The following is a 12,673-nucleotide window of genomic DNA, read 5'->3' as shown; positions in this document are numbered from 1 at the left end:
TAACGGGGTATATGTACAATTCAAATAACTTTGACAAAATTGATAAATATTCTAAAAATATAACATTTTTCTATAGACAAACTCCGTGGATCTATCATATAATAATGCGCGTAATTTAACAGCATTTGCTGATTTTTACATCAGTCGTTGCAAGTTCCGAGAGGATTAATAGGGAAACCGGTATAAATCCGGTACGATCCCGTCACTGTAATGGGGAATCCTCAGATAAAATACCACTGGCCGGGTGCGTGAGAAATAGGGCCGGGAAGGTGTCTGAGGGTGAGGAGCCTGAGTCAGGAGACCTGCTTGTAATTGTTTTAAGATGATTCTTACGGAAGATAGGAAGCATGTTTTTTTGTGTGTGCCCGTATTTCGTCACGGGCTTTTTTCGTGCGTATTTCTAAAATTCCATGCATTTTCTGCATATAAAGAATCCCATTATAGTTTTATTATTATCTTATATAAGTTGAAACGGCTATGCTAAAAATCACATCAAATGAGGAAAGGAGTAAAACGTGACAAAGAAACAAGTAGGAAAAAGATTTCTCCAGATTATCATTGTATTATTTGGAATCAGCTTTTTCACATTTGGACTGACCTACCTGTCACCTGGTGATCCTGCGGAGATCATGTTGACAGAGTGTGGTAATCTTCCAACACCGGAACTTCTGGAACAGACAAGACATGATCTCGGCCTTGACCAGCCATTTCTTGTGCAGTATGGTTCCTGGCTGAAAGGTGTTGTAACAGGAGATATGGGACAGTCCTATTCTTTCAAAATGCCGGTAACAGATAAACTGGTATCCTGTTTCTGGCCCACACTGAAGATGTCACTGCTGGCACTTCTGATGATGGTCATTATTTCCATACCACTTGGAATTCTGGCCGCTGTATATCAGAACAAATTCCCGGATTATTTTGTAAGAGGGATTACTTTTGTGGGAGTATCTGTTCCAAGCTTCTGGCTGGGGCTGATCCTTCTCAGTATCTTCGGTGTTCAGCTTCGCTGGATCAACGTGGCAGGAGGCAGTACAGATTTCAAATCCATGATTCTTCCGGCGCTCACCCTTGCACTTGCCATGTCTGCAAAATATACCCGACAGGTAAGAAGTGCGGTACTGGAGGAACTTCACCAGGATTATGTAACAGGTGCGAGAATGCGTGGAATTAAGGAAAGCGTAATTCTCTGGAAACATGTTCTTCCTAATGTAATGCTTCCGCTGGTAACGCTGCTGGGTCTTTCCCTTGGAAGCCTTCTTGGAGGTACCGCAGTTGTAGAGATCATTTACAACTGGCCGGGAATGGGAAATATGGCAGTAAAGGCAATTTCCTGTCGTGACTATCCTCTTGTACAGGGCTATGTACTCTGGATCGCGATCCTGTACATGTGCATCAACCTGCTTGTGGATCTGTCCTACACTTATCTCGATCCAAGACTTAAGGAGGATAGATAATTGAAAAAAGTATTACGAATATTCAAAGAAAACAAACAATTCACTCTTTTCTTTATTCTGGGTCTTGTGGTGATCGGTGTTGCGATCTTTGCACCGCAGCTTTCCCCATATGATCCGTTGGATGCAGTTATGACCGAATCACTGCAGGAGCCGAGCTCCGCCCATCCATTTGGAACAGACAAACTTGGGCGAGATCTTCTTTCCCGTGTTATTTTCGGAACAAGAACGTCTCTGATCATGACCTTATGTCTGGTTGCGGTGATTTTTGTGATCGGTACATTTTTAGGAGTTATTGCCGGATATTTTGGCGGTATTGTAGATGCGGTGATCATGCGCATTGCGGATATGATGATTTCCTTCCCGGGCCTTGTGCTGGCCATCGCCATTGCCGGTATGCTGGGACCGAACCTTGTCAATGCCGTTATCTCCATCGCGGCTGTAAGCTGGACGAAATATGCCCGTCTTGCAAGAAGTATGGTTCTGAAAGTCAAGAAGAGTCTTTACATAGAGGCAGCTGTGGTAAACGGAACAAAGACCTGGAAGATTCTTCTTGTACATGTTCTTCCAAACATGGTAACACAGATGGTGGTAACTGCGGCAGCAGATATCGGAACCATGATGCTGGAGCTGGCTTCCCTTTCTTTCCTGGGATTTGGTGCAACTGCGCCGACACCGGAGTGGGGACTGATGCTCAACGAGGGAAGAACCTACATGGCAAAAGCGCCATGGCTTATGATCTACCCTGGTATTGCCATTGTGATCTGCGTGGTTGTTTTCAACATGCTTGGAGACAGCATCCGCGACGTACTGGATCCACGCCAGGATTAATAAAACATTTTCTGTAACAAACCAACACCCTATTATTAGTATATTTATCTTTAGGAGGATGAAATGAGAAATAACGTAGTTAAAAAAGTGCTGGCTGCTACACTTGCATGTATGATGACTTTTTCCATGACAACAGTGGCTCAGGCAAAAGGTGACAAAAACAGCGATAAGGAAATCACAATCGGAGTAACAAGCTTTGCAGATACACTGGAGCCGACAGAGCAGTATTTCAGCTGGGTTGTATCCCGTTATGCAATCGGTGAGTGCCTTACAAAATTCGATGAGCACGGTGAGATCGTTCCATGTCTTGCAGAAGAGTGGGATAACAGCGAAGATGGAAAAACATGGACATTCAAGATCCGTGAGGGCGTAAAATTCTCCAACGGTGATGACATGACACCGGAGATGGTAAAAGCTTCCATCGAGCGTACTGCCGAGAAGAGCGACCGAGTTCCGGAGTTCTTTGATCTTGATAACATCGAAGTTGACGGACAGAACCTGATTTTCCACCTGAACAGAGCTAACGCAAACATGGCTGGCTGCCTTGCAGACCCGCTGTTCCTCATTGTTGATACAAATGTCGATGATTCCACATTTGCAATGGAAGGACCGATCTGTACAGGACCTTACGCAGTAGAGTCTTTCAGCCCGACAGACTCCTGTGTTGTAGTAAAGAATGAGAACTACTGGGATGGCGAAGTTCCCCTTGACAAAGTTACACTGAAATGTGTGGATGACCAGACAACACGTTCCATGGCTCTTCAGACAGGTGAGATCGATATCGCTTACAACCTGAAAACAGAGAACCTGGTTGAGTTCGAGGGAAATGACAACTATGATATTCAGGAACTTCAGTCTCTTCGTTCCACCTATGCGTTTATGAACCAGAACGAGGATCATGCACTCAGCGACAAGGCACTTCGCCAGGCACTTCTCCGCGGACTTGACAAAGAGACATACTGTAACACTCTTCTTGAGGGTGGTGCAACAGCTGGTAAAGCACCGGTTCCGCCAACACTTGACTTTGGATTTGATGATCTGAACGATGAGAATGCTTACGATCCGGATGGTGCAAAGAAGATTCTTGAGGAAGCTGGATACAAAGATGTTGACGGTGACGGATTTGTAGAGACTCCGGACGGAGATCCGCTTGTTCTTGATTTCGTTATTTACACAAGCCGTGCAGAGCTTGGTGTATACGCACAGGCAGCACAGGCCAGCCTGAAAGAGATCGGTATCAATGTAAACCTGAATACTGTAAGTTATGAGACACTTCTTGACATGAGAGATTCCGGTCAGTATGACCTTCTGATCTGGAACGTACTGGTTGCCAACACAGGTGATCCGGAGAACTACTTAAGAGAGAACTGGTACAGCTCTTCCTCAAACAATACTGCAGGATACAACAATCCGGATGTAGATAAGCTTCTTGATGAGCTTGCTCAGACATTCGATGAGGATGCAAGAAAAGATCTGATCATCGACATCCAGCAGGATATTATGGATGATGCAGCAACTGTATTCTTCGGTTATGAGACAACTTATCTCTTCTCCAATAAGAAAGTAACTGGAGTTAAGATGTATCCGATGGATTACTACTGGCTGACAAAGGATATCACTCTTGCCGAGTAAAGGAGCGTTTATTTATGCTTGAAATCAAGGATCTTTCTGTTCAGTACGGAAAGCAGGCACCTACCATTGAGCATTTCAATCTTTCCATGAAGAAGGGTGAGATCATCAGTGTTGTAGGAGAGAGTGGAAGTGGAAAAACAACCGTGATCCGTGCTGTCCTCGGCGCTCTTGCCGGGGGTGGCCGGGTCAGTGCCGGTGATATTCAGTTCAACGGACATTCCCTGCTTTCCAATACCAAGGATGAATGGAGAAATTTAAGAGGTACCCGCATTTCCATGATTTTTCAGGATTGTGGTGGAACCCTGAATCCGATCCGCAAGATCGGAAGCCAGTATGTGGAGTATATTTGTACACATACTGACGTATCCAAAGCAGAAGCATGGAAAAAAGGCTGCTCCATGCTTCAGAAAATGCGTCTTCCAGACGCGGAAAATATCATGAAAAGTTATCCTCACCAGCTTTCCGGTGGTATGCGCCAGCGAGTTGGTATTGCCATGGCTATGACTTTTAACCCGGAACTGCTTCTTGCAGATGAGCCGACCAGTGCCCTGGATGTAACCACGCAGGCACAGATCGTACGCCAGATGATGGAGCTCCGTGATGATTTCGGAACCGGCATCATCATCGTTACCCATAACATTGGTGTAGCGGCTTATATGGCCGATCAGCTGGTTGTTATGCAGCACGGAAAAGTTGTGGATCAGGGAACACGTGATGAAGTCATGAATCATCCGACCAGTGACTATACAAAGAAACTGCTGGCTGCAGTGCCGGAAATGGAGGGACAGCGTTATGTTTAAGGAATCCGATATCGTGCTCAGTGCAAAACATATCGTAAAACAGTTCCCGGCTTCCGGTGGCAGAACATTGACAGCCTGCAATGATGTGAACTTGAATGTTTATAAAGGAAAGACTCTGGGAATCGTAGGAGAGAGTGGCTGTGGTAAATCCACCTTTGTCCGTATGGTCATCTCTCTTGACAAGCCGACCAGTGGCGAGATCCTTTATCATGGAAAAAATCTCTCCAATCTTTCCAAGAAAGAAACCTGGCTGAACCGTCAGAATATGCAGATGGTATTCCAGGATCCACTGGCATCTTTTGACCCGAAAATGAAGATCGTGGATATTCTTACAGAGCCGCTGATCAATTACGGGAAACTGAAAAGAAGCGAAAAAGAAGCCAAAGCCAGAGAACTTCTGAAAATGGTAGAACTTCCCGGAGATTTTGTAGACCGCTATCCTCATAACATGAGTGGTGGTCAGAGACAGCGTATCAGTATTGCACGTGCACTTTCCCTGGAACCGGAGATCCTGGTGTGTGATGAGGCGACTTCTGCACTTGACGTTTCTGTACAGGAGTCCGTGATCCAGCTGCTGGTACGTCTCCAGAAGGAGAAAAACATCAGCATGCTCTTTATCTGCCATGACCTGGCGCTGATCCGTTCTTTTGCTCATCAGATCGCGGTAATGTATCTTGGAAATATCGTGGAGGTAATTCCAGGAGAGGATGTTGCAGAAAAATCTCTTCATCCATATACACAGGCTCTTCTTGGCGCTCAGTTTTCCATTCATATGGATCAGAACAAAAAGATCGAGAGTATTGAAAGTGAGGCTCCAAGCCCTCTGGATGTTCCTCATGGCTGCCCGTTCCAGAATCGCTGTGAGCACTGCATGGAGAAATGTAAGACGATCCGTCCGGTGCTTACAGAGGTAGAGTCCGGACATGAAGTAGCCTGCCATTATGTAACTGAGAAATAAAGAAAGGCAAAAAACAGTATGACATTAAAAAACTTTAAAGTACTGGGCATTCTGCTGTTGTTGCTTGCCGTTTTTGCAGTTGGCGGGAAAAAAGTTTCCGCTGCTGTGGAAGACGGAGATGTTCAATATACAATAGGTGTTGTAGTATATAATCAGAACAGCCCGGAAATGAACATGTTTATGAACTATTACAGAGAATATATCCAGCAGGGATTTCCGGTAAAGTTCTATTTTTCAGGCAGCATTAATTCTGCAGAGGACGAGATCAATTTTATCCGCGCAATGAAGCTGCAGGGCGTAAGCGGAATCATTTCTTTTTATGGACAGGATATTCAGAAGATTGTAGAAGCCTGTGATGAAGAAGAAATGTATTATGTTCTTGGTTCCGGAAGTATCAGCGATGAAGATTATGACAAGGTAAAAACCAGCCCGTATTTTCTTGGAAGTGTAGGACCGGATGCAAAGGCAGATTATGAAGCCGGCTACAATATGGCAGATTATTTTGCAGATGCAGATACCAGCAGTTATATTGTGCTGACCGGTGGTTCTTCCGCAGGAAACTACATGCACCTTCAGAGAACCATTGGTGTTCTGGAAGGACTGGCTGAAAAAGAAGGACTGACTTATTCGGAGGATGTTGAAAAACTTGCGTCATCTGAGAAAACAACGGTTGTAGATGCAGGAAAGGATGATGTCAGCATTACCATCTGCCCTGGATATATGACAGATCCGAAAGGAATCAATAACCTGAAACATGCTTTTGTAGATAGAAATTATGATGCAGTTCTCTGTACCTTCAATGTAGATGAGATCATGAAGACGATTACTTCCAAGGAAGAAGAGCAGGGCTCCAATATCAAGGTCGGAGCTGTTGACTGCTTCTCCATGGAAAATCATGATGAGATCAATGATAACGATTCTTTTGGTAATCCGAAGATTGATTACATTGCAGGAAAATATGCATCCATGGGCGGTCCTGCATTTGCGATCCTGTACAATGCAATGTCCGGTCATCCGGAGGCAAACACCGATGATGCAGATAGCAATACTGTTCGTCTGTATCAGGGATTCTGGAGCGCATCCGATAAAGATACCTTCAATGAGCTTTACGGATATACACAGGATATTTACAAAAATGCATACAGCTGTGCGGATCTGATGAAAGTTATCAAAGCTTACAGTACAGATACCACACCGGATGATCTGAAAGCACTGACAGAAGCGTACACAGTGGAAGATGTGCAGAAGCGTATTGAGGAAAACTAAACAGAAATTTTGGAAAAGAGCTGGGCTGTCTTATGGGTTCAGCCCTTTTTCTTCGTATAAAAGACATTTTTATTCAAAAAAATGGAAAATCCTCTTTACTTTCTTAAGTTAATATAATAAAATCTATAAATATGTGAAAACATACATAGATAAATGAAGGGAGAGAACTATTCTTGACAACAGCACATATTTGTATAATGGCAGCCATTATCGTCTACCTGGGTGCAATGATCTTTGTGGGTTATCTGTGTTCCAAGAACAACAATGACAGTTCTGATTTCTATCTGGGAGGAAGAAAACTTGGACCTCTGGTAACAGCCATGAGTGCAGAGGCTTCTGACATGAGCAGCTGGCTTCTGATGGGATTACCGGGACTTGCTTATCTTACCGGTATTGCAGACGCAGGCTGGACAGCCATTGGCCTTGCCATCGGAACATACGTAAACTGGAGGATCGTGGCAAAAAGAATCCGCCGCTACACACATGTGGCAGGAAACTCCATTACACTGCCATCCTTTTTCAGTAACCGTTACAGAGATGAGAAGAAGATCCTGCAGTCCATCGGAGCGATTTTTATCGTAATCTTTTTTATTCCGTATACAGCTTCCGGATTTGCAGCCTGTGGTAAACTTTTTGCAAGTCTCTTTGGCGTAAAATATCTGCCGGCTATGATTATCAGTGCATTGGTTATCGTTGGCTATACTACACTGGGAGGATTCCTGGCAGCATCTACTACAGACTTTATCCAGAGTATCATCATGTCCATCGCACTTGTGATCGTATTCGTATTCGGGATCAGCACTGCCGGTGGTATTGAGGCAGTTGCAGACCATGCAAGATCCCTGCCGGGATATCTGACTATGTTTACTACATATGATCCCACAACCGGAACAGAACAGGCATATCCACTGCTTAACATTATTTCCATGCTTGCATGGGGACTTGGATATTTCGGAATGCCACATATTCTTCTTCGTTTCATGGCGATTGAAGATGAAGAGAAACTTACACTTTCCAGAAGAGTGGCAACTACATGGGTAGTGATCTCACTGGCAGTAGCAGTACTGATCGGTGTGGTAGGACTTGGAATGACAGCAGCAGGAGAGTTTGATCTTCTGGAAGGTTCCGCATCTGAGACCATCATCGTTCAGATTGCAAATCTTCTCAGCCAGCACGGTGTGATCGCAGCGATCCTTGCAGGACTTATCCTCGCAGGAATCCTGGCATCTACCATGTCAACTGCAGATTCCCAGCTTCTGGCAGCATCTTCAGCAGTTTCTTCCGACCTTCTCGGAAGCATCCTGAAGGATAAAGAAACCAAAAAAGAAAGCATGGTAGCGGATAAGATCACACTTCTTCTGATCGCAGTAGTAGCTATGTTCATCGCCCGTGACCCGAACAGTTCCGTCTTCACCATCGTATCCTTCGCCTGGGCAGGTTTCGGAGCCGTATTCGGCCCTGTAGTCCTCCTGGCATTATTCTGGAGACGCTCCAACTGGCAGGGAGCCCTGGCAGGAATGATCTGCGGCGGATCCATGGTATTCATCTGGAAATACGGAATCAGCAAACTCGGCGGCGCCTGGGGAATCTATGAACTCCTTCCCGCCTTCATGGTAGCCATCGCAGCAAACATCATCGTCAGCCTCCTCACCAAAGCCCCATCCAAAGAAATCACCGACGAATTCGATCAGGTAAACCAGAAATAAAGAATTAAGGATTTTATTCAATAACTTACACTCAAACAAAACAAGCCCGATACAGATTGTAGCCAAGACATCTGTATCGGGCTTGTCATCTTTTTTTATTTATAATTAAATAAAGTCACACAGCCAAAATGTTCTAAGCGTGGCCGGAGGGAAGGGGTGTGGGGAAGGGAAATGGCCTTCGCAACTACGAATGCTTCCCTTCCCCACGCTTTTCACAACTTCCAAATTGCAATAAAATTAGATTATTATGCATTTTCAAGCAGCTTTTTTAACAACTGCTCCATTGTTAAATTCAACACCGGATGCCGCAAATACGGTGCAATCTCCACCATAGGCTTCAACACAAAATCCCGATTCTCCATATCAATATGAGGCACATGCAATACCTCCGTATCAATGATCTCATTATCATAAAACAAGATATCCAGATCCAGTGTCCGTGGCCCCCAATGTATGATCCGCTTCCGATCCGCAGCCTGCTCCAGCACATGCAGCCTGTCAAGAAGCTCATCAGGAGAAAGCAAAGTCCGGACTTTTAAAGCACCATTGAGAAACTCATCTTGCGCCACACCGCCATAAGGCTCAGTCACAAGATACTCTGAAACTTTCTCAACAACGATTTCATTCATATCCCGAAGCCCCTGGATCGCATCATCCAGATATTTCTTCTTATCACCCATATTGGAACCAAAAGCAATATAGGCGGTATGCCAGCCACGGGTAATTTCCACAGCAACGGTTTTCAGTGGAAGGCCTACCGGAGCCCATGGCTTCTCAATACGAAGAGTGATCTTTTTAAGAAGCGGAAGAGAGAGCAGCAACATTTCTGCCAGATTCTCCACAGCAGCTTCCAGAAGTTTATAAGTGTTTTTCTGAAGAAAATCGGTGATCATATGGCTGACTTCCCCATAATTGATGGAAGCGGAAAGATCATCTGTCAGCCCTGCCGGACGTGTCTCTGTATACATAATGGCAGAAACAACAAATTTCTGTCCAAGAGCAGTTTCTTCCGGAAATACACCATGGTTTGCAAAAATCTCAAGATCTCTGATTTCGATTTTATCCATCGGTTCCTCCTAGCGTCCCAGAATGGCTTCTGTCATCTGGATGACACGCTTGTTTTCTTTGATATCATGAACACGGACAAACGCACAGCCTTTCATAACACCGATCACGGATGTGGCAAGAGTTCCCTCCACACGCTGATCCACCGGAAGATCAAGGGCAAGTCCGATCATGGATTTTCTGGAAGTACCAAGAAGTACCGGATATCCCAGTTTCTGGAAAAGCTCCAGATTATCCATTGTCATCAGGTTCATCTCGTATGTTTTACCAAATCCCACACCCGGATCAAGGATGATCTTGTCGTCGGCAATACCTGCACGTTTGGCGATATTGACACATTCCTGTGTTTCTGCCAGCATATCCACGATAAAGTTGTTATATTCTGTATTATCTTTGTTGTGCATCAGACAGCAGGGAGCCTGATATTTTGCAATGACAGGAGCCATTTCCGGATCATATTTCAGTCCCCAGATATCGTTGATGAGGTCTGCTCCGTGTTTCAGGGATTCCTCCGCAACGCATCCCTTATATGTATCTACAGAGATCGGGATATCAAAACGGCTTTTTACTGCCTCGATAACAGGGAGTACACGCTCGATTTCTTCCTGAGCGCCAACCGGTGTATGGCCCGGACGGGTGGATTCTCCACCGATATCCAGAATGTCAGCACCTTCAGCAATCATAGTTTCTGTATGTTTCAGGGCATGGTCCATGTCGTTCCATTTTCCACCGTCTGAGAAAGAATCCGGTGTGACATTCAAAATACCCATGATATATGTTTTATTTTTTACATCAAATTCACGATTTCCGATTTTCATGGAAAGACCTCCTAATATTGGATCGTCATATTTTTTTTTGCAGAAGACCAGTAGCACTCTGGTTCTGCCTTACAGGAAAAACAGTTTCTGGATTTTTTGTCCGCACGATAGATCAGTTGTCCGAGAATCGTCTGGTTAGTCTCGGCTCTGTGACCGCGGATCGCCGAAACAATTGCTTGGATTTCCTCCGGAGAAAATCCAAGTTCCTTTAAAATCTGTTCGGCGATAACCGCACCGGCTTCATCATGAGGCGTACCATCTTCATATTGTCTGGCCCGTCCGATATCATGAAGAAGGGCAGTACAGTAGATCAGTTCCTTTGAAACCGAATAATTTTCCTCAAGGGCTCTGATATAGGCAAGACGTGCCACATCCAGAAAATGTTCCGGGGTATGTCTGCAGAATTCACGGTCAGCTTCCAGAAGCTGAAGCTTATGAAGTTCAGTCTGATAGAGTGGATGCTTCCAGATCTGATTTACTCTGTCCATCAGTCTTTGACCATAGCGAGGAACTGTTTCTGAAGTTCCATATTTTCTTTGAATTCACCTCTTGTGACAGTGGTGATGGTCTTGCTTCCCGGCTTTTTGATTCCGCGCATGGTCATGCAGGTATGTTCCGCTTCCAGCATTACCATGATTCCCTTCGGGTCGAGGACACGTTCCAGAGCATCTGCGATCTGCACAGTCAGGCGCTCCTGGATCTGTGGTCTTCTCGCGTACACATCAACGGTACGAGCCAGTTTGCTTAAGCCGGTAACTTTGCCATTTGGGATATATGCGATATGAGCTTTTCCGTAAAACGGCATAAGATGATGTTCGCACATGGAATAAAAGGTAATATCTTTTTCCAGGACCATTTCGTTGTTTTCTACATGGAACTGTTTCTGAAGATATTCGTCCGCCTCGTTGTCAAGTCCGCCATAAATTTCCTCACACATACGGGCGATACGCTCCGGAGTTCCTTGCAGTCCCTCTCTGTCCACATCTTCGCCGATTCCTTCGAGAAGAAGTTTGATTGCTTCTTCTACTTTTGCTTTGTCTACCATAAATAACAACCTCCATTTGTTAAAAAAATCACGTTTTTCGGAGACTGTCTTTTTTATTTTTGCACACAAAAAAGATATCTCCAATTGTAATAGAACGTATGTCGAAAAAAGCCCTACACAATATGAGATATCCTCTTATATTGCTGCAACGGGTGCGGACTTCATACCGTAAGACGTACTTTTCGTTCTGGCGACAACTCCCCATTCGCCAAACACTTGACGCATAAAGTCCTATTTTGCATATCATTCATTTCACGGACAAGTATACCATATACTGGTATAATAAGAAAGGGAAAATGATAAAAAAATATCACAAAAATAGGGAATATGTTCTATGAATTATGCAATAGAATCTATGGATTTGACAGATTTTATTCAGACAGACATGAAAAGGAATATAAGACAGAAAATTCCCGGAACAGAAAAGGTGCTGTTCCGGGATCACAGAACTGTTAATGTCGTATCATTTTCATCAGATTTACAATACGGTCAAGTCGGGCGATTTCCGTGGGACTTTTTCCCATCTTAAGCACTTCAATAATCGCAGAGATTTCATCAGAGCTAAAATTTAATCCCGCATTTTTTCCCTGAGAAGCTGCGCCCATAATAAACGGCATCAGTTCAGAAGGATTTTTCCCAAGTCCCTGATCTGCAAGATTCTGTAACATGGAAAGTTTCTGCGGATCCATTTGGGAAAGTTTTGGATTGTTTTTCCAGTCATCGCTCATGGATTTTTCCCCTCCTTCAGGAATTTTCGTTCATAATCTGCAGCATCTGAATGGTCGCCATCAGATTGGTGATCTGGTCAATCTGACGACGGCTTTCCCCACTGCAGCATTTTCGGATATCCTGCAGCATTTCCAGAGGATCTATGCCGGAAAGACTGGCAGCCTGCAGATCCGCAGATTTTTTCCGGTTTCGGAAAAGAGACATGGTATTCATAAGCTCCTGTGTTTTTGTATACATAGACAGAAACTGCTGGCCGGATGGGGGAAGATACGGAACCATGGCTTTTAGCATCTGATCCCGGTCACTTTCAACCATTTCATCCAACGCAGTTTTGGCAATATAATCCTGTTCCATAAAAAATCCTTTTTCCTG

The 12,673-nt window shown here is 44.5% G+C and carries 13 protein-coding genes and 2 riboswitches; of the genes, 7 read left to right on the top strand and 6 right to left on the bottom strand.

Annotated elements, in window-relative coordinates; translation table 11 throughout:
* The first annotated feature begins 134 nt into the window (after nt 1-134).
* A riboswitch (cobalamin riboswitch) is annotated at nt 135-325 on the top strand.
* Nucleotides 326-515: 190 nt separating this feature from the next.
* The 7 genes from nikB (at nt 516) to putP (ending at nt 8,644) form a co-directional block, all read left to right on the top strand.
* The gene (gene nikB / locus G5B06_RS01580) at nt 516-1,454 is read left to right on the top strand and encodes a nickel ABC transporter permease (RefSeq protein WP_173761679.1); all 939 of its coding nucleotides are present in this window, start codon (nt 516-518) and stop codon (nt 1,452-1,454) included.
* On the top strand, nt 1,455-2,282 hold the full coding sequence (gene nikC / locus G5B06_RS01575) for a nickel transporter permease (protein ID WP_173761678.1): 828 nt from the start codon (nt 1,455-1,457) through the stop codon (nt 2,280-2,282). It begins immediately after the preceding gene.
* A 63-nt stretch (nt 2,283-2,345) separates the two neighbouring features.
* Nucleotides 2,346-3,914 carry an ABC transporter substrate-binding protein gene (locus G5B06_RS01570; protein ID WP_173761677.1) on the top strand — a complete coding sequence of 523 codons (1,569 nt, stop codon included), beginning with the start codon at nt 2,346-2,348 and terminating at the stop codon, nt 3,912-3,914.
* Between the two features lie 14 nt (nt 3,915-3,928).
* Nucleotides 3,929-4,714, top strand: coding sequence for an ABC transporter ATP-binding protein (locus tag G5B06_RS01565; protein WP_021976429.1), 786 nt, complete (start codon nt 3,929-3,931; stop codon nt 4,712-4,714).
* Nucleotides 4,707-5,672, top strand: coding sequence for an ABC transporter ATP-binding protein (locus G5B06_RS01560; RefSeq protein WP_021976430.1), 966 nt, complete (start codon nt 4,707-4,709; stop codon nt 5,670-5,672). Before G5B06_RS01565 ends, G5B06_RS01560 begins: the two co-directional genes overlap by 8 nt.
* A gap of 18 nt (nt 5,673-5,690) precedes the next feature.
* The gene (locus G5B06_RS01555; RefSeq protein WP_173761676.1) at nt 5,691-6,938 is read left to right on the top strand and encodes a hypothetical protein; all 1,248 of its coding nucleotides are present in this window, start codon (nt 5,691-5,693) and stop codon (nt 6,936-6,938) included.
* Between the two features lie 197 nt (nt 6,939-7,135).
* The gene (gene putP, locus G5B06_RS01550) at nt 7,136-8,644 is read left to right on the top strand and encodes a sodium/proline symporter PutP (RefSeq protein WP_173761760.1); all 1,509 of its coding nucleotides are present in this window, start codon (nt 7,136-7,138) and stop codon (nt 8,642-8,644) included.
* Nucleotides 8,645-8,889: 245 nt separating this feature from the next.
* Here putP and folK read toward each other — a convergent pair whose 3' ends face one another.
* The 6 genes from folK to G5B06_RS01520 all read right to left on the bottom strand — a co-directional run bounded on the left by folK (nt 8,890) and on the right by G5B06_RS01520 (nt 12,655).
* The gene (gene folK, locus G5B06_RS01545; RefSeq protein ID WP_173761675.1) at nt 8,890-9,711 is read right to left on the bottom strand and encodes a 2-amino-4-hydroxy-6-hydroxymethyldihydropteridine diphosphokinase; all 822 of its coding nucleotides are present in this window, start codon (nt 9,709-9,711) and stop codon (nt 8,890-8,892) included.
* Nucleotides 9,712-9,720: 9 nt separating this feature from the next.
* Complete coding sequence (gene folP, locus G5B06_RS01540) at nt 9,721-10,527, bottom strand: dihydropteroate synthase (protein WP_173761674.1); 807 nt, start codon at nt 10,525-10,527, stop codon at nt 9,721-9,723.
* Nucleotides 10,528-10,538: 11 nt separating this feature from the next.
* Nucleotides 10,539-11,015: an HD domain-containing protein gene (locus G5B06_RS01535; protein ID WP_173761673.1), complete on the bottom strand. Its 477-nt coding sequence runs from the start codon at nt 11,013-11,015 to the stop codon at nt 10,539-10,541.
* Nucleotides 11,015-11,572 (bottom strand): GTP cyclohydrolase I FolE, encoded by a 558-nt coding sequence (gene folE, locus G5B06_RS01530; protein ID WP_148447851.1) that lies wholly within the window; start codon nt 11,570-11,572, stop codon nt 11,015-11,017. Before folE ends, G5B06_RS01535 begins: the two co-directional genes overlap by 1 nt.
* 144 nt (nt 11,573-11,716) lie before the next feature.
* A riboswitch (THF riboswitch) is annotated at nt 11,717-11,813 on the bottom strand.
* Between the two features lie 211 nt (nt 11,814-12,024).
* Nucleotides 12,025-12,300: a hypothetical protein gene (locus G5B06_RS01525; RefSeq protein ID WP_148447849.1), complete on the bottom strand. Its 276-nt coding sequence runs from the start codon at nt 12,298-12,300 to the stop codon at nt 12,025-12,027.
* 16 nt (nt 12,301-12,316) lie between these two features.
* Nucleotides 12,317-12,655 (bottom strand): hypothetical protein, encoded by a 339-nt coding sequence (locus G5B06_RS01520; RefSeq protein WP_148447847.1) that lies wholly within the window; start codon nt 12,653-12,655, stop codon nt 12,317-12,319.
* Between the last annotated feature and the right edge of the window lie 18 nt (nt 12,656-12,673).

Source organism: Blautia luti (assembly GCF_013304735.1).
GTDB lineage: Bacteria > Bacillota > Clostridia > Lachnospirales > Lachnospiraceae > Blautia_A.
Note: the sequence above shows the minus strand (reverse complement) of the source record. Positions and strands in the feature narration are given on the sequence as shown.

What these genes read in the sequence shown, in the direction of transcription:
- G5B06_RS01570 (WP_173761677.1), top strand. Translation starts at nt 2,346, where the DNA reads ATGAGAAATAACGTAGTTAAAAAAGTGCTGGCTGCTACACTTGCATGT.
- G5B06_RS01565 (WP_021976429.1), top strand. Translation starts at nt 3,929, where the DNA reads ATGCTTGAAATCAAGGATCTTTCTGTTCAGTACGGAAAGCAGGCACCT.
- G5B06_RS01560 (WP_021976430.1), top strand. Translation starts at nt 4,707, where the DNA reads ATGTTTAAGGAATCCGATATCGTGCTCAGTGCAAAACATATCGTAAAA.
- G5B06_RS01555 (WP_173761676.1), top strand. Translation starts at nt 5,691, where the DNA reads ATGACATTAAAAAACTTTAAAGTACTGGGCATTCTGCTGTTGTTGCTT.
- putP (WP_173761760.1), top strand. Translation starts at nt 7,136, where the DNA reads ATGGCAGCCATTATCGTCTACCTGGGTGCAATGATCTTTGTGGGTTAT.
- folK (WP_173761675.1), bottom strand. Translation starts at nt 9,711, where the DNA reads ATGGATAAAATCGAAATCAGAGATCTTGAGATTTTTGCAAACCATGGT.
- folP (WP_173761674.1), bottom strand. Translation starts at nt 10,527, where the DNA reads ATGAAAATCGGAAATCGTGAATTTGATGTAAAAAATAAAACATATATC.
- G5B06_RS01535 (WP_173761673.1), bottom strand. Translation starts at nt 11,015, where the DNA reads ATGGACAGAGTAAATCAGATCTGGAAGCATCCACTCTATCAGACTGAA.
- folE (WP_148447851.1), bottom strand. Translation starts at nt 11,572, where the DNA reads ATGGTAGACAAAGCAAAAGTAGAAGAAGCAATCAAACTTCTTCTCGAA.
- G5B06_RS01525 (WP_148447849.1), bottom strand. Translation starts at nt 12,300, where the DNA reads ATGAGCGATGACTGGAAAAACAATCCAAAACTTTCCCAAATGGATCCG.
- G5B06_RS01520 (WP_148447847.1), bottom strand. Translation starts at nt 12,655, where the DNA reads ATGGAACAGGATTATATTGCCAAAACTGCGTTGGATGAAATGGTTGAA.